This is a genomic window from Flavonifractor sp. An52 (genome assembly GCF_002159385.1).
In the GTDB taxonomy this organism is placed as follows: Bacteria; Bacillota; Clostridia; order Oscillospirales; family Oscillospiraceae; genus Flavonifractor; species Flavonifractor avicola.
This window is the reverse complement of sequence record NZ_NFIB01000023.1, coordinates 32353-49750: the sequence shown is the minus strand read 5'-3', so window position 1 is coordinate 49750 and position 17398 is coordinate 32353. Positions and strand designations below refer to the sequence as shown.

The window sequence follows — 17398 nt, the reverse complement described above, 5'->3', positions numbered from 1 at the left end:
GTGGCCGGGGCCCACGCCGGAGCCCACACCCACCCCGCTGCCCCTGGAGGGGGCGGTGATCTGCGTGGACCCCGGCCACTGCGTCACCCCGCTGACCGGCACCGGCCAGCGGGAGCTGGTCTCTCCCCTGTCCGATGAGACCAAGTACCTCTTTGGCGGCGGCACCGCCGGAGCCAATCAGACCGAGGAGCAGCTCAACCTGGCGGTGGGGCTCCAGCTCCGGGACGCCCTGGAGGCGCTGGGAGCCGAGGTAGTGATGACCCGGGAGGTGTCCGAGATCACCCTGGGCGGCATCGACCGGTGCAAGATCGCCCAGGAAGCGGGGGCCGACGTACACATCAGCATCCACGCCAACGGCTGGACCGACCCGGACTATAACGGAGCCATGGTGCTGGTGCCCTACGGGGATCTGCTGGGCACCCCCTCCATCGTGGAGGAGAGCGCCCGGCTGGGAGAGCTGATGATCGAGGCGGTGTGCGAGCATACGGGGGCCAAGAACCTGGGCACCGTCCAGCGCTCCGACCTGACCGCCTTCAACTTCTCCACCATGCCCTGCGTGTTCATTGAGATGGGCTTTATGACCAATCCCCGGGAGGACGCTCTCATGGAGACCCCGGAGTATCAGGCCAAGATCGTGGACGGCATGGTGGAGTCCCTGCTGGCCTGGTACGGCGTAGAGGAATAAAATAAAAAGGACCCGGAGCCATGCTCCGGGTCCTTTTTTGTCGTATGGTTTTGGGTGATTAGTAAGCCACGCCCCAGTATACCATGTGCTTGGCGGGCTTGCCGCAGACGGGGCACACGTCGCCCAGGTGCTCCTGCTCCAGGGGGATGCAGCGGGAGGACACGCCGGCGATCTCCTTCATCTTGAGCTCGCAGGCCTCGTCGCCGCACCACATGGTCTTGGCAAAGCCGCCCTGGGTGGACATCTTCTCCTTGACCTCCTCCACGGTGGAGCAGGCATAGGTGTTCTCGTCCAGGTTCTTCTTGGCCTTGTCGTACAGGCCCTGCTGCACCGCGTCCAGCATGGTCTGGACGGTCTCCTCGATGTTGTCCAGGGAGACAAAGCTCTTCTCGCCGTTATCCCGGCGGACCAGCACGCACTGGTTCTTCTCCATGTCCTTGGGACCCATCTCCAGACGCAGGGGCACGCCCTTCATCTCGTACTCGGCGAACTTCCAGCCGGCGGACTGCTTGGAGGCGTCCATCTTCACCCGGATGCCGGCGGCCTTCAGGCGGTTCATGACGGCCTCGTTGGCCTCGATGACGCCCTCCTTGTGCTGGGCCACGGGGATGATGATGACCTGGGTGGGGGCGATGCGGGGGGGCAGCACCAGACCGTTGTTGTCGCCGTGGGTCATGATGACGCCGCCGATGAGGCGGGTGGACACGCCCCAGGAGGTCTGGAAGGGGTGGTGGGGCTTGTTGTCCTCACCGGTGAAGGTAATGTCGAAGGCGGTGGCGAAGCCGTCGCCGAAGTAGTGGGAGGTACCGGCCTGGAGGGCCTTCTTGTCGTGCATCATGCACTCCACGGTGTAGGTGGCCTCGGCGCCGGAGAACTTCTCCTTGTCGGTCTTGCGGCCCTTCACCACGGGCATGGCCAGGTAGTTCTCGCAGAAGTCGGCGTAGATGTTGAACATCTGCTCGGTCTCGGCAATGGCCTCCTCGGCGGTGGCGTGCATGGTGTGGCCCTCCTGCCACAGGAACTCCCGGTGACGCAGGAAGGGGCGGGAGGTCTTTTCCCAACGCAGCACGGAGCACCACTGGTTGTACAGCTTGGGCAGGTCCCGGTGGGAGTGGATGATGTTCTTGTAGTGCTCACAGAACAGGGTCTCGCTGGTGGGCCGGATGCAGTAGCGCTCCTCCAGCTTCTCAGAGCCGCCCATGGTGACCCAGGCGCACTCGGGAGCGAAGCCCTCCACATGGTCCTTCTCCTTCTGGAGCAGGGACTCGGGGATGAGCAGGGGGAGGTACACGTTCTCGTGGCCGGTCTCCTTGAACTTCTCGTCCAGAATCTTCTGGAAGTTTTCCCAGATGGCGTAGCCGTAGGGGCGGTAGATGAACACGCCCTTGATGGAGGAGTAGTCGATAAGCTCCGCCTTCTTACACACGTCGGTGAACCACTTGGCGAAGTCCACCTCCATATCGGTGATCTGTTCCACCTGCTTTTTGTCCTGTGCCATATCTATCTCAATCCTTTTTTATCAAAATACGCATGGGTGCTACTTATTTTATTCATTTGCGGCCCAAAAGTCAAGTCAAGTATAGGGCCCGGCGCATAAAAGCCGGGCTTTAACGAATTAAGCGCTCCAGGCCGAGGCTTCGGAGGGAAAGATAGTGTGAAAGAAAACCGTCAGGGTTGTCTTTCGCGTCCAGTCAATAACGCCCCGATTTGTCAAAACAGTTTGACAAATCGGGGCCCGGCTCATCTGAGCCGGGCCCCGCAAAATTTGAACAATTACAGTTTGACCACCAGGGTGGCAACGAATAGATTGCCGGAGTACTGTCCGTACAGCTGGATCCGATCTTCCGCCGCCAGCTTGCTCAGGCTGGTGGAGGAGCCGGAGATGGTAACGAAGCTGGCGTCCTCCACATCCACGGTGAGGGGGGTGCCGTCCTCCAGGCTGATCATCAGAGTGTCGTCCTTGGTGTTGACCACCAGCACCGAGCCGGTGATCTGGGTGGAAGAGGAGGAGCTGCCGGTGACCTCAATGGCCACGATCTCGTCCCCGCTGAGGGTCAGATCCACCGCGTCATTGGGCTTGAGGGAGTAGAGGGAGATAACAGAGCCCTTCTGGGTCACCGACACGCCCTCGGACACCTGGTAGGTGTCGGTGGAGCCGTCGGAGAAGCGCACGTCGATGCTGACGCCGGTGGTGTCCTGGATCACCCGGGTGATGGTGCCGGACAGGGTGGCGTTCTGAGAGGTGGCCTCGATCTCATACACCTCGTTGTAGCGGACGGTGACGGTGACGCTGTCGCCGCTGCGCAGCTTGTCAATGGAGCTGGTCTTGCCGTCCCGCTCAATGTCGGGCAGGTTGGTCAGATCAATGGTGAAGGTGGCGGTGGTGCCCTGGGGGGTGCGCACCGCCAGGGTGGTGGGGCTGGCGTAGGTGATGCTCTCAATCACGCCCTGGGTGGTGGTGGAAGCGGGGTAGGTGTCCAGCAGCACCACCTGGTCGCCGGAGATCTGAAGGGTGGCAAAGTTGTTGCGGGCCACCTCCTTGACGGTGATCTCCTCTCCGTCATAGCGGGCAATGGCGTTGCTTGCGATGGGGTAGGTGCGGGAGCGGCCGGTGAGGCTGTCCTCCACAGTGATCTCGTAGGGGTCCTTGGTGAAGCTGATGCTCTTGATGGGGCCCTGGACATAGTCGGACACGGTATCCACCGCGGCGCTCACCACGGTGCCGGCGTTGTCGTTGGACACCCGCAGGCTCACATAGTCCCCCTTGTTGGACACGGTAATGGAGCCCGCCTTGCCGTTGACAGTGACGGCGGCGCCGGACACCAGGGTGTACTGGGCGCGCTGGCCGTCAAAGGCGGAGACGGTAATGGTCTGGCCGCCGGACGTGTTCTCCACGCTGGTGAGGAAGCCCTCGGCGGAACGGGTGCCGCCGGACAGCTTCAGCTCGGCCAGATGGCCCATGCCGTCCACCCAGCACTGGGCCTGGGTATAACCGGCGTCGGGCTCGATCAGGGAGGGATCACCCACCAGCTGGCCCACCTGGACTCTGGTAAAGCGGTCAATGTCCAGCAGCTTGCTGGTGCCGCTGACGTTGATGGTGATGCTGTCCTGGGATACCTCAGTGATGCTGCCGCTGAGGCTGGTCAGGGTCCCGCCCAGACGGACCGCCTGAGCCGCCCCCTTGTCATCCAGGTTCACCCGGACATACTGGCCCGCACGCAGGGAGTTGGGGGTGGTGCGGATGTTGTTTTCATAGATGGGCACGTTGGCGGGCACGGAAATGCCAAAGGTATCGGTCAGATTGCCGGTGATGGTGAGCAGGGTGGCGCCGTTGCTGGTGGAGCTCACCGCGTCGATGACGCCGCCCACCCACTGGTAGTCGGTGTAGGCGGGCAGCTCGGCATAGATGCCCTGCTCATCCATAAAGTCGATGGCACGGCGGAGCATGGTGGCCATTTCCGCCCGGGTCAGGCTGCCCTGGGGCATAAACTCATTGGCGGTGTTGCCCTGGACAATACCGTATGTATTGAGCAGATACACATAGGGCCGCAGCACCTGGGAGATGGAGGCGGTGTCGGCAAAGCTCATGGAATAGTTGGTCAGGTTTTTGGCCATGGGCTCCAGCTGCATGGCCCGCACCAGATACATGGACAGGTTTTCGCGGGTGATGGACTTGAGCAGCGCCCCGGAGTCGCACATGGCCTCCAGCTCGCTGACGCTGATGATACCGGTCTCCAGACAGACGGCCATTTCTTCCTCCGCCCAGCTGTAGACGTTCTCAGGCAGGATCTCCTTCAGCTGGTCGGCCCGGTCGGCGGCGATCTGCTTTTTATCCGCGGCGGACACGCCGGTGGCCCGGGAACAGAACAGCAGGGCCTCGCAGGCGGTCATCTTCTGAGCGGGGGCGAAGGTGGTGGCGCTGGTACCCTTGACAATGCCAAGACCGGCCAGATACTCCACGTCCTCCTGGGCCCAGTGGCCCTGCATATCCGTAAAGCTTACTGCCCCGGCGGGTACTACCAGCAGAGACAGCATCAGAAACAGCGCCAGCCAAAGGGCTGCAAATCGCTTTGCTTTCATACATTTCCCTCCGTTGCCGTAAAGGTTTCCATAATTAGACGCCTTCATTATACTGTCTCCTTTTAAAAAAAGCAACCTGTAAATCCCGCAGCCTTTCCCTCTGGCTAATCGACATTTGTATTTTATCTTGACAAGTGTAGCGTAAAGTGGTATGCTGTTCCGGCCAACGAAAGGAGGAGTCCCTGTGGAGGAGAAACGAGAGGAGAATCTGGATCTGCGTCAGCGCAAGACCCGGCGGCAGCTGACCCAGGCTCTGGTGGAACTGATGGAGGAGCGGCCCTTTCAGGAGCTGTCGGTGACCGATATCTGCCGGCGGGCTATGGTCCACCGCACCACCTTCTATGCCCATTTTACCGACAAGCAGGAGCTGCTCCATTACCTGCTGACCCAGCTGGAGCGGGAGTGCATTGACGCCTGCATCCCCCAGGACGCCCCCACCCCCAGGGAGTTTTTCCTGGAGGCGGCCCGCAACACTCTGGCCTTTTTTAAGGAGAGAAGGGCCCTGTACCGGGCCTGCCTGGAGAGCGGCGCCGACACCCAGACCCGCCTGCTGGAGGACGCGGCGGCCAACGAGCTGTGCCTGCGGATGAGCCGCCCGCCCTTCCCGGACGCTCTGCCGGGGGTGGACCCCCGGATCGCCGCCCGCTTCTATGTGGGGGCCATGCTGTCCCTGCTGCACTGGTGGCTGATCAGCCCCGACCCGGTGCCGGAGGAGGTCCTGCTGGACCATCTGGCCCGCTTTATCCCCAACCATTGAGAGGAATCTGCCTATGGTAACGGACAAAAAAACCGAGACACCTATGACCAAACTGGCCCGCTTTATTGTGGACAAACGGAAGGCCTTCTTTCTGGTCTTTATTGCCGCCCTCATCTTTTGCGGGGCTTCCATCAATAAGGTACAGATCAACAACGACATCACCTCCTATCTGCCGCCGGAAACCGAGACCCGGCGGGGCCTGACCCTGATGGAGGAGCAATTTGTCACCCTGGGCACCGCCGACGTGATGGTGTCCAACGTGACCTACGACACCGCCGCCGCCCTGGCCGAACGGCTGAAGGGGGTGGAGGGGGTGTCGGAGGTGGCCTTTGACGACACCGCCGACCACTACAAGGACTCCGCCGCCCTCTTCTCCATCTCCTTTGAGGGGGAGACCGGGGATGAGGAGACGGTGGCGGCCCTCCACCGGGTGGAGGATCTGCTGGAGGGATACGACGTATCCCTGTCCACCGAGGTGGGCCGGGACACCTCCGCCTCCCTGCGGCAGGAGATGACCGTCATCCTGGCCATCGCCGCCGCGGTCATTGTGGTGGTGCTGCTTTTTACCTCCAAAAGTTATATGGAGGTGCCCGTCTACCTCATCGTGTTTGTGGCGGCGGCGGTGCTCAACATGGGCACCAACTTCATCTTCGGCACCATCTCCTTTATTACCAACTCCATCGCCGTGGTGCTCCAGCTGGCTCTGGCCATCGACTACGCCATCATTTTCTGCCACCGGTACATGGAGGAGCGGGACAACGGCCTGGATGCCCGGGAGGCGGACATTGCCGCCCTGAGCAAGGCCATCGTGGAGATCTCTTCCTCCAGCCTGACCACCATCTCCGGCCTGGTGGCTCTGATGCTCATGCAGCTGCGTATCGGCTTTGATATGGGTATCGTGCTGGCCAAGGGTATCGTGTGTTCCATGCTGTGCGTCTTTCTGCTGATGCCCGGCCTGCTGATGGTGTTCCAGGGGCCCATCGACCGCACCCGCCACAAAAATCTGGTGCCCAAGATCAACTTCTGGGGCAAAGGGGTGGTCAAGCTGCGCTTTGTGCTTCCCCCCATCTTCCTGGTGGTGGTCATTACAGGGGCGATTCTGTCCAGCCACTGCACCTACGTCTTTGACACCAACGACGCCGATTTTTCCAACAAGCCAGACTGGCAGCTGGCTGCCGAAAAGGTGACCGATACCTTTGGCAAGAAGAATACCATCGCCATGCTGGTGCCCCGGGGGGACTATCAAAAGGAGGGCCGCATCCTGGAGCGGGTGGAGGCCCTGCCCCAGGTGACCCAGGTCACCGGCCTTGCCAACATTGAGGTGGAACCGGGCCGGATGCTCACCGACGACATCACCCCCCGGCAGTTTGCCGAACTGGCCGGGGTGGACGTGGAGCTGGCCCGGCTGCTCTTCCAGGCCTACGGCCTGAGTGTGGAGGAGTACGGCTCCATCTTCCAAAACCCGGACGACTACTCGGTGCCTCTGCTGGATATCTTCCAGTTCCTGCTGGAGCAGAAGGACAAGGGCGTGGTGAGCCTCACCGGCGACCAGGCCCAAAAGGTGGAGGATTTGCAGGAACAGCTGGACGTGGGCCTCAAGCAGCTCCAGGGTGCGGAGTGGTCCCGGCTGGTCTTTGTGGCCGACGTGCCCACCGAGGGGGAGGACACCTACGCCCTGCTGGATGAGATCCGCGCCATCGGTGAGGATTACTATAACGACGTGGTGCTGGTGGGCAACTCCACCAACGCCTTTGACCTGGCCAGCTCCTTCTCGGGCGATAACCTGAAGATCAGCGTACTTACCGCCCTCTTCGTCATGGTGATCCTGCTGTTCACCTTCAAGTCTGCCGGTCTGCCGGTGCTGCTGGTGCTCACCATCCAGGGCTCCATCTGGATCAACTTCTCCTTCCCGGTACTTACCGGCACCAATCTGTTTTTCCTCAGCTACCTGGTGGTCAGCTCCATCCAGATGGGCGCTACCATCGACTATGCCATCGTTATCACCAACCGCTATCTGGAGCTGAAGACCCGCATGGAGCCCCGGAAGGCGGTGGTGGAGGCCCTGAGCCAGAGCTTCCCCACCATCCTCACTTCGGGCACCATCATGGCGGTGGCCGGCTTCCTCATCGGCGGCATCTCCACCGATGCCACCATCGGCTCGGTGGGCCTCACCCTGGGCCGGGGCACCGTCACCTCCATCTTCCTGGTGATGACCGTGCTGCCCCAGCTGCTGCTGTTGGGCGACGCCATCATCCAGCGCACCGCCATCTCCCTCAACCGGGACCGGTCCCAGCGGTTCAACAAGGGCACCATGCGGCTGGACGGCCACGTCCGGGGCCATGTGTCCGGCTATCAGCACTTGGGCTACAACACCGGCGGCATTGCGGGACTCCAGTCCGGCTCCATCACCAACTGCTCCAATACAGGACATATTCTGGGCCGGAAGGACGTGGGGGGCATCGTGGGCCAGTTCGAACCCAATGTGGAGGTGCGCTACGGCGACTCTCCCGCCGACAGCCTCAACGACAGCCTGGGGGTCCTCTTTGATGAGATGGAGGGCTTTGCCGACCAGCTCAGCGGCATGGTGGGCCAGGGAGTGGAGGACGCCCAGGTCATCCATGAGGCGGTGGGTCAGATCCGGGACCGGGCCCAGCAGGCCGGGGACCAGGGTCTCACTGATTACAGCGATATGACCGACCAGCTGGACAGCCATGCCGCCGCCCTGGGGGATGCCCTGGACGGCCTCCGGGGTCATGTGGATACCTTTTCCAATGAGGCCGGGGACGACCTGGATGATCTGCTGGACGGCACCGCCCAGCTGCGCCGCAGCCTGAGCAAAATGCTGGACAGCGCCGACAGCGCCCTGGTGGAAGGGGTGGAGGCCCTGGATGATGCCGCCGAGGGCATTGAGAAGCAGGCCAATACCATCCGCACCCACCTGCAGGCCATGTCCCGTGAGCTGGACAGCCTGGGCAGCTATCTCACCCAGGTGACCGACTGCCTGAAAAAGCTGGACTTAAAGGGAGCACTGGCAGTACCCTTCCCCAGCGTGGACCCGGCGGGACACCTGTCCGCCATCTCCCAGGCCCTGGGCAAGCTGCCCGGCCTGGTCAGCGACCTCACCGGCCGGTGGGAAACGCTGAGCCACGATACCTCAAAAGAGATGGAGGAGGCGCGGAAGGACGCGGATCAGGCCGCCAAGGCCATCCACAGCGCCGCCAGCCATCTGGTGGGGGCGGGCAGCGCCCTGTCCAAGGACAGTAAGAAGGATCTGGACGCCGTCAGCAACGAGGCCTCCGCCATCCGTACCCTGCTGAAGGACTACTCCGACCAGCTGGGGGAGCAGACCCAGGCGGCGGCGGACGACATCGGGGCCCAGCTGGACGTAATCGAGAACCGGGTGGACCAGATGACCCAGGCCGCCGGGGCGGACAACACCGCCCTCCACGCCTCCGCCCAGCGGGTGATCGGGGCTCTGGACCAGGTGCGTCAGGCCATCTACGACATGGGCCGGGAGCCCAAACTCACCACCCAGGACCTTTCGGGGGACATTACGGAAGGCCCCGGCCTGGTCATGGCCTGTACCGCCGCCTGCACCGTGGAGGGTGACTCCAACGTGGGCGGCATTGTGGGCGCTGTGGGAGCCGAGGTGGGGGACGACCCCGAGGCTACCTTTGACATGGAGGACATCAAACTGCTCTCCGACGTGTACGCCACCCTGCGGGCGGCAGTGCGGCAGTGCCGCTTTGACGGCACCGTTACCGTGAGAAACGACTGCGGCGGCGGTATCGCCGGTCGGTGTACCACCGGCTCCATCCTGGACTGCGCCGCCCGGGGCACGGTGGAGACGGGCACCGACTACTGCGGCGGCATTGCAGGCCGCACCGGCGGTTCGGTGATCCGGTGCGCCGCCCTGGTGGATCTGGACGGCGGCAGCTGGCTGGGCGGCATCGCCGGTCTGGGCGGCACCCTTACCGACTGCCGGGCCATGGTGCGGGCCCAGGGAGACGGGGAGTACCAGGGGGCCATTGCCGGTCAGTCCGACGATCCCCTCACCGGCAACCGCTACCTGCTGGAGGAGCTGGCGGGGCTGGACGGGGTGGATGTGGCCGGTCAGGCGGAGGGGCTGGAGTTTGATGCCTTCTCGGTGCTGAGCGGCATCCCCGAGGACTTCCTCACCTTCTCCTACCGCTTTGTGGCCGACGGCAAGACTGTGGCCGAGATCCCCTTTGCCTACGGGGACGACCTGGACCAGAGCCTGGTGCCCGAGCCGCCTGCCCGGGACGGGGAGTATGGCGTGTGGCCCGACTTCCCGGTCAAGGGGCTGACCCGGTCCATGGTGCTGGAGGCCCAGTTTACCCAGCCTACCGCCACCCTCTCCTCCGGCGAGGAGCATCCCGCCCTGCTGGTGGAGGGCACTTTTGAGCCAGGCGCTGGTCTGAAGGCGGAAGGGCTGACCGAGCTGCCCGACCTGTCGGGCTACCGGAGCGTGGAGGGCTGGTCCTATACCGTGGAAGGCAGCCAGGGAGACACGGTGACCCTCCGGCTGCGGGCGGCGGACGCCGATCACCCGGCGGCGGCCATCCTGCAGTCCGACGGCAGCTGGCAGGTGGTGAAGGCCAGCCAGGACGGCAGCTATCTGGTATTTGACGGTCCGGCCAGCGGGCAGGTGGTGCTGCTGGACCGCACCACGCCCAATGTTTTGCCTGTGGTGCTGCTGTGCTGCGCCGGGGCGGCTGTACTGCTCATCGCGGCGCTGGCAATCCATCGGAGAAAAAAGCGGAAAACCATCCCGGCATAAAAAACAGGCCCCGGAACCCTGCGGTTCCGGGGCCTGTTGTATTTAGCATAAAACACCGCCCCCGGCACGCCGGGGGCGGTGTTGTTCTTATGATCAGGCCTTTTTCTTGGAGGCCTCGCGCATCCGGGCCGCATGGTCCAGCAGGCGCTTGCGCAGACGCAGGGACTGGGGGGTGACCTCCAGCAGCTCGTCGTCGGCCAGGAACTCCAGGCACTGCTCCAGAGACATCTGGCGGGGGGGAGTGAGGCGCAGGGCATCGTCAGAGCCGGAGGCACGCATATTGGTCAGCTGCTTCTTCTTGCAGACGTTGACGCTGATGTCCTCCTGCTTGGGGGTCTCGCCCACCACCATGCCGGCATAGACGGGCACGCCGGCGCCGATGAAGAGCACGCCGCGCTCCTGGGCGTTGAACAGGCCGTAGGTCACGCTCTCGCCGGTCTCGAAGGACACCAGGGAGCCGGAGTTGCGGCGCTGGATCTCGCCCTTCATGGGGGCGTAGCACTCAAAGACGGAGGCCATGATGCCCTCGCCCTTGGTGTCGGTGAGGAACTCGTTGCGGTAGCCGAACAGGCCGCGGGAGGGCACCAGGAACTCGATCTTCATACGCTCGCCCACGGGGGTCATCTCCAGCAGGTCACCCTTGCGGGAGCCGATCTTCTCGATGACGGCGCCCACGCTGTCGGAGGGCACGTCCACCACCAGGCGCTCGATGGGCTCGCACTTCTTGCCGTCGATCTCCTGGAAGAGCACACGGGGGGGAGACACCTGGAACTCGTAACCCTCACGGCGCATGGTCTCGATGAGGATGGACAGGCTCATCTCGCCGCGGCCGGCCACGTTGAAGGCGTCGGTGGAGTCGGTCTCGGTGACCCGCAGGGACACGTCCTTCATGGTCTCCCGGAACAGACGCTCACGCAGCTGGCGGGAGGTGACGAACTTGCCCTCCTTGCCGGCGAAGGGGGAGTCGTTGACGGAGAAGGTCATCTCGATGGTGGGGGCGGAGATCTTGACGAACTCGATGGGCTCCACTGCGTCGGGGGCGCAGATGGTGTCGCCGATGGTGATCTCGCCGATGCCGCTCATGGCGATGATGTTGCCGGCGTCGGCCTCGGTGACGGGCACCTTGCCCAGACCGTCAAACTGATACAGAGCGGTGGCCTTGGCCTTCTTGGGAACGGCGTCGGGGTCGTGGTAGTTGCACACCACGATCTCCTGGTTCTGCTTCACGGTGCCACGCTCAATGCGGCCGATGGCAATCCGGCCCACGAACTCGTTGTAGTCGATGGAGGACACCAGCATCTGGAAGGGAGCCTCCACATCGGCCTCGGGGGCGGGGATATAGTTGACGATGGTCTCGAACAGGGGCACCAGGTCGGTGCCGGGCTGGTCGGGGGAGTAGGAGGCGGTACCCTGACGGCCGGAGCAGAACAGGGTGGGGGACTCAAACTGCTCGTCGGTGGCGTTCAGGTCCAGCAGCAGCTCCAGCACCTCGTCCATGACCTCGTGGATGCGCTGGTCGGGGCGGTCGATCTTGTTGACCACCACGATGACCTTGTGGCCCAGCTCCAGGGCCTTGGACAGCACGAAGCGGGTCTGGGGCATGGGGCCCTCGGCGGCGTCCACCAGCAGGATGACGCCGTTGACCATCTTCAGGATACGCTCCACCTCGCCGCCGAAGTCGGCGTGGCCCGGGGTGTCCACGATGTTAATCTTCACGTCCTTGTAGTGGACAGCGGTGTTCTTGGCCAGAATGGTGATGCCGCGCTCACGCTCCAGGTCGTTGGAGTCCATGACGCGCTCCACCGTGGCCTGGTTCTCACGGTAGATGCCGCCCTGCTTGAGCATTTCGTCCACCAGGGTGGTCTTGCCATGGTCGACGTGGGCGATGATGGCTACGTTGCGTAATTTCTCGTTCTGCATATTCCTTCTCCTTCAGCGGTGGGGCGTCCATCCTCCGCCGCATAAGATCATAATTAGCTCGACTCTTAATTATACTGCATACCTTACGGGCCATGCAACAGCTTTCCGCAAAAAAACCAACAAAAACCCGCATCTTTCCCGCCCTCAGCGTTGACACCGCCCGGAAATTGGGTTACAATAATGCGGCATAGGCGGATTTTTGTTCCGCTGACAAATTCAGATGCGCCTGTAGCTCAGCAGGATAGAGCGACCGCCTCCTAAGGTTGTGCTCAACCAATCAACTCGAAGCCAAAAGTGATAGTTACCAATTCAATTTCATATAAGTCTCTGTAGCTCAGCAGGATAGAGCGTTCGCCTCCTAACAATCGATCCGTTCGAACCCCAGAGCCCTGCAAAATTGAATATTTTCTGTATATGCCCCCGTACCTCACCGGGATAGAGGGTCCGCCTCCTAAGCGGAATGTAGTGAGTTCGAGTCTCGCCGGGGGTGCCAAAATGACCGCTGTAAGCCGTTTTCGATGGTTTACAGCGGTTTTTGTTATCATTTCCTTTGGACGGTCTTGCCGCTCCGCCGGAACAATTTTATACATTTCTCGCTGTATCCCTGCTAATTGGCTTCGAACTCTTTTTCCGATTTTGCTAATGAAAATCGACGCTTTGCTAAAACGATTTTTCCGACCTATTTTTCGGATGGGGCCGCCGCCAGCAATGCGGCCAGGGTGTTGGCAAGTTCCGGCGACTTGCGGAGCTGTTCCACCAGGGCATTCAGGTCCAGCGACACACTCTCCGGCTCCTTCGGCCCCTGGGTTTTTGCCGGAGGGCGCACCGTCCGCAGGTCGGGATTGGCATAGAAGGCGCTCTCGAACTTCTGGGCGTTGATCTTGCGGGCCTCGTCCAGAATGTGCGCATACACGCTGGTGATCATGTCGATCTGGGCGTGGCCCGTGTCGCCCTGGGTGGCCTTCAGGTCGCCGTGGTTGAGCTTCAGCTTATAGGTGGTACTGGAATGGCGGAGAGAGTGAAAGACCACTTTGGGCAGCCCCGCCTTCTCCCGCAGCTTTTCAAACTCCTTCAGGAGCACCCGGTCCTCACAGGGTCGCCCGTTGGGCAGCGCCACCACCAGGTCGTAGTCCTGATACTCGTCCCGGAGCATCTCTTTCAGCTCGTCCTGGGACTTCTTCCATTCCAGCAGAATGTAGGCCAGAGTCTTGGGCAGCCACACCTTGCGGATGCTGGAATCGGTCTTGGGCTTCTTCAGGATGATCCGGGTGCTGGTGTTGGCAAACAAGGGCGGGAACACATAGTAGACATCCCTATGCCCCAGCATCGCAATGGCCCGCTTGGAGGCCCGCGCCAGCTCCTTGTCGATGTAGACATAGGCATTGTCAGCGGCGATGTCTTCGTCGGAGATGTGGACATTGCTCCAGGTCAGCCCCATGATCTCGCCCATGCGCATGGAACAGGCAAAGGCCAGATTCATTGCCACATAGAGTTTCCCGTCCGTACACTGATCCAGGGCGGTGCGGATCATATCGGCGGTCCAGATGTCACGCTTTTTATGTTCCACCTTGGGCAGGATCACATTGTCGAAGGGGTTCTTGGGGACCAGCTCCCACCGGACCGCCTGCTTGAAGGCGCAGCGGAGGAGCTTGATGATCTTGTCAATGGTGGCGTTGGTCACGAACTCCGTTTTAGCATGGTGATTCTTGGTGTTCACCGCAGGGGTTTTCTGCAAGGTCTGGATGTACTTGTCCACCACACGGGGCGTGATGTCCTGTACTTTCATGTCCCCGATGATGGGGTTGATGTAGTTGGCGATCAGCGAGTTTTGGCTGTCATACATGGAGACGCCCCACCGCTTTTCGCCGTAGAGGGAGACGAAGTCCAGCAGGAACTCCGAGATACTTTGATTGCTGGGCGGGAGAAAAGACCGGGTGGTTTTCTGATTCTCCACCTCCGCCTTGCGCTTCAACGCATCCTGATAGCTGGAGCGCGTCTCCCACTTCTGCTTGGTCTCGCCGTTCTCGTCCACATAGGTGTAGACGATGGAATAGTTTTTCTTTCTTTTGATAATGGATGCCATAACGAACCTTCCTTTCTTGTGTCACAGGTCAAGTGACTCCAGCCAGTGGTCGAACGACCGCTTGGAAATCCGTATGGCGTTGCCAATTCGTACGCTTTTGAAAAGGTCCTCCCGCACAAGGCTATATGCCCGCGCTTGGCTGACACCTAAAATCACGGCAATGTCATTGACCGTGTAGGTGCGGCACTCCAAAGGCCTTTTCTCCGTACCGTTCTGAATCTCTGACACAGCAGCCTCCTTTCCTGTCAGAAACGGCACGCAAAAGGGTGTTCATTCATAACTTCCACCCTCATTGTACCGCGCCGTTTCGGGTTTGTCTGCTGCTAATGAAAAGTTTACGAACTATCCGTAAACAGAAAAGCAGAAGATTTATCTGAAAATAAAAGAGGCAAAAAACGGATGGCTGCTGGCCGCAGCTCCACGGGAATCTCACCCCGGCCCATACTGATGGGTGCGCCGCGCAATGCTTTGAGGGCGTTCAACGCGGGAGTCTCATTATCCTGTCTGTGCATCCTTGCCCACAGGCTGCCACACCTGTTTTGCGGCCTGGTTTTGTCGCTCGCCTGTTTGGTAGGGGTCCCGTCCTGCGGACTTGCAACAGGGTCATGGCGCACCGGCCGACCGGCTCCACACAGACAGATCGTATCCGTCTGCCTTATGCTGCCCAAAGGCTTTCTTTGTCAAGGTGGGGTCAGTCCCCGGCATCGGCAAAGGAGGAAAGGGTAAGCCGCTTGCCTTCTGCCAGGGCTGAAAGGATCAGGCGCGCATCACGGCCCGGATCAGTCGGATTTCCAGACAGCGCTTCATGTGGGTATCCACGCACACATGAGGGGTTCCGTCCTTGTCATAGAGTGTACGGGTACACAGGCGGCTCATATAGTCGTCGTAGTATCGCAGCACTTGCTCCATGGCCTCGCTATCACCGCCGGAGGCCGCATGGATCACCCAAACGGGCGGCAGGTCCTTTCCCTTGTGGATGGGCTCTGTCATCTACCTCAGCCTCCTTTCGGCATCAGCGCCGACAATGCTTTGCGCAGCTCCTGCAGCGCCCTCGTCCGGTGCCGCTGAACGGCGCTCCGGGACATCCCAACGAGATTGCCGATCTTACCGTCTGCCAGGTCCAGGGTGCAGTGCAAAATCAAAATGCTCTGCTCCATCTGTGGCAAAACGGAGAACGCCTCGGCTACAAGCTCATTGTCGATATGTAGATCGTAGCCGTGCGACGAGAACACGATGCTGTCGCTGGGGTAGTCCAGGGTTTGCTTGGCCGTGTAGCCGAACACCCGGTTTGCCTCCCGCTGCAAGGTGGTCAGGTCGTACAGCTTGGGCGGCTTTTCCGTCTTTTTATCCCGCGCCACGGATACACACACGGCCCGCTGCCCGTCACAGGCGTCCCGGATGGCCTGGGCGTCCTCCGGGGAAACAATGCGGTCACTGACCGCCTCGGCTCCCGCCAGCGCCAGCCGCACATGATGATATTTCTCCTTGCGGAACAGGACGATCTTGCTGTCCCGGTCGGCCAGCATCGCCAGGGTGGGCGTCTGCACCCGCCCCACATTCAAGGTGCGGTGATAGAGGACGGAGAATAGACGGCTCGCGTTAATGCCGATAAGCCAGTCCGCCTTTTGGCGGCAAAGCGCCGATTGATACAGCGGGTCATAGTCCGCGCCGGGGCGCAGGTCGGCAAAGCCCTCCCGGATCGCCGCATCCTCCATCGAAGAAATCCAGAGACGGGAGAAAGGCTTGGAACATCCGGCAGCCTCATAGACCAGCCGGAAGATCAGCTCGCCCTCACGCCCCGCGTCGCAGGCGTTGACCAGTTCCGTCACATCAGGGCGTTCCATCAGGGAACGGAGAATGTGGAACTGGTCAGCCTTTTCCTCGGACACCACATAGCGGAAGGGGTCGGGCAGGATGGGAAGGTCCTCATACCGCCACTTCTTATAGCGGTCATCGTAGGCAGCCGCGTCCGCCAGCCCCACCAAATGCCCGATGCACCAGGAAATGAGATACCCATTTCCTTCAAAATAGCCATCGGCCCTGGATGTGACACCCAGGACCGATGCGATACTCTTTGCTACACTCGGTTTTTCACAGATCACCAATTTGCTCAATTCTGGTCCTCCTGTTCTTCCTGTTCAGGAACATCCTCGTTTTCGTATTCCTCGTCCTCGAACTCATAATCGTCCGGGTCGGCGCTGACCTTTGCGCCTTGCTTGGGCTTGATGAACTTGATGTACGCTGCCTGGACACCCCGGAGAGGAAAGCCTATGGGTGGCGGCTTTCTCGCTGATTGTAGAAGAAAAAGCATGAAATTTTTGACTCCTTTCGGGACAGTTTCGGGCATGAAAAAACGCCATAGGTATAGTTCCTACAGCGTTTTTCATGAAATATATCTCTTATGGGGTAAAATTTCAGAAAGGGTAATTACTAACGGACAAATTGGTTATGTAAATAGAGTTGTCCTATTTTTAAATCAAATTGTGGTCTGAATTCTTTCTTATAGTCATTTGCAGGATGCCGTATACAGTGATTATCATCTGTTAATCCTAGTAGTAATTTAGCCTTTTTCCCCACTGCAAATACCTGAGAATCATTAATTTGAAAGATTGTTTTTAGTGCATCTATGTATTTGAGCCCTTCTTCAAGTTCGCTTTGTGTCGGAGTCCGATTAGATGCTCTTTTCCCCTCCTTATACGGATGAAAAGGAAACACATTCCACATTAGTGGAATAATATGATATTCCCGTATTGCCGGCCAAATTATAGAAGCAGACCGCTCTGCTGTATTGCCGATTTTACTGGATCGTTTCCAATCTCCTAGTGCATAGTTATTTTCGGGATACTTCAATTGAATCTCGTCAGTAAATGGAATACCAGTTAACGCACATCCGCGGTAACCTGGAGCTTCGCCAATCAGCATAATATCGACTTTGCTGCCCTTTAAATGTTGTAAATAGTGCAACAAATTATTTTTACATATATCGATACGGTAAGGGTTAGTAATAAGACGGTCTTTGTCGGGAATAGAAGATAAAGAATCAACGAGTTTTTCTATTGTCTGCAAACAAAC

The 17398-nt window shown here is 60.2% G+C and carries 11 protein-coding genes, 1 tRNA gene and 1 pseudogene; 4 read left to right on the top strand and 9 right to left on the bottom strand.

Features of this window, described 5'->3' with window-relative positions; translation table 11 throughout:
* Positions 1-685, top strand: a 685-nt coding sequence (locus tag B5G06_RS09870) for an N-acetylmuramoyl-L-alanine amidase family protein (RefSeq protein ID WP_143382733.1), incomplete at its 5' end; no start/stop codon positions are given.
* A gap of 58 nt (positions 686-743) precedes the next feature.
* Here the strand turns inward: B5G06_RS09870 and proS are convergent.
* Positions 744-2183: a proline--tRNA ligase gene (gene proS / locus B5G06_RS09865; protein WP_087188904.1), complete on the bottom strand. Its 1440-nt coding sequence runs from the start codon at positions 2181-2183 to the stop codon at positions 744-746.
* A gap of 275 nt (positions 2184-2458) precedes the next feature.
* A complete protein-coding gene (locus B5G06_RS09860; protein ID WP_087188903.1) occupies positions 2459-4765 on the bottom strand; it encodes an S-layer homology domain-containing protein in 2307 nt (768 codons plus the stop codon).
* A gap of 184 nt (positions 4766-4949) precedes the next feature.
* On the opposite strand from B5G06_RS09860, the gene B5G06_RS09855 reads away from it, so the two are divergent.
* The gene (locus B5G06_RS09855; protein WP_158094690.1) at positions 4950-5522 is read left to right on the top strand and encodes a TetR/AcrR family transcriptional regulator; all 573 of its coding nucleotides are present in this window, start codon (positions 4950-4952) and stop codon (positions 5520-5522) included.
* 13 nt (positions 5523-5535) lie between these two features.
* Complete coding sequence (locus B5G06_RS14395) at positions 5536-10323, top strand: MMPL family transporter (RefSeq protein WP_242955442.1); 4788 nt, start codon at positions 5536-5538, stop codon at positions 10321-10323.
* Between the two features lie 93 nt (positions 10324-10416).
* On the opposite strand, the gene typA is transcribed toward B5G06_RS14395, so the two are convergent.
* Positions 10417-12243 (bottom strand): translational GTPase TypA, encoded by a 1827-nt coding sequence (gene typA / locus B5G06_RS09845; protein ID WP_087188901.1) that lies wholly within the window; start codon positions 12241-12243, stop codon positions 10417-10419.
* A gap of 416 nt (positions 12244-12659) precedes the next feature.
* On the opposite strand from typA, the gene B5G06_RS09840 reads away from it, so the two are divergent.
* Positions 12660-12736 (top strand) — tRNA-Arg (locus B5G06_RS09840).
* A 186-nt stretch (positions 12737-12922) separates the two neighbouring features.
* Here the strand turns inward: B5G06_RS09840 and B5G06_RS09835 are convergent.
* The 6 genes and pseudogenes from B5G06_RS09835 to B5G06_RS09810 all read right to left on the bottom strand — a co-directional run bounded on the left by B5G06_RS09835 (position 12923) and on the right by B5G06_RS09810 (position 17392).
* Positions 12923-14326 carry a site-specific integrase gene (locus B5G06_RS09835; protein ID WP_087188900.1) on the bottom strand — a complete coding sequence of 468 codons (1404 nt, stop codon included), beginning with the start codon at positions 14324-14326 and terminating at the stop codon, positions 12923-12925.
* Between the two features lie 21 nt (positions 14327-14347).
* Complete coding sequence (locus B5G06_RS09830) at positions 14348-14554, bottom strand: helix-turn-helix domain-containing protein (protein ID WP_065533846.1); 207 nt, start codon at positions 14552-14554, stop codon at positions 14348-14350.
* Between the two features lie 528 nt (positions 14555-15082).
* On the bottom strand, positions 15083-15316 hold the full coding sequence (locus B5G06_RS09825) for a helix-turn-helix domain-containing protein (RefSeq protein WP_050617427.1): 234 nt from the start codon (positions 15314-15316) through the stop codon (positions 15083-15085).
* Positions 15317-15573: 257 nt separating this feature from the next.
* Positions 15574-16440, bottom strand: a pseudogene (locus B5G06_RS09820) (DNA topoisomerase); the annotation flags it as partial.
* A complete protein-coding gene (locus B5G06_RS14390; RefSeq protein ID WP_242955441.1) occupies positions 16437-16673 on the bottom strand; it encodes a hypothetical protein in 237 nt (78 codons plus the stop codon). The pseudogene B5G06_RS09820 and the gene B5G06_RS14390, both read right to left, overlap by 4 nt.
* Positions 16674-16756: 83 nt before the next feature.
* The gene (locus B5G06_RS09810) at positions 16757-17392 is read right to left on the bottom strand and encodes a uracil-DNA glycosylase (RefSeq protein WP_087188899.1); all 636 of its coding nucleotides are present in this window, start codon (positions 17390-17392) and stop codon (positions 16757-16759) included.
* Positions 17393-17398 lie beyond the last annotated feature (6 nt).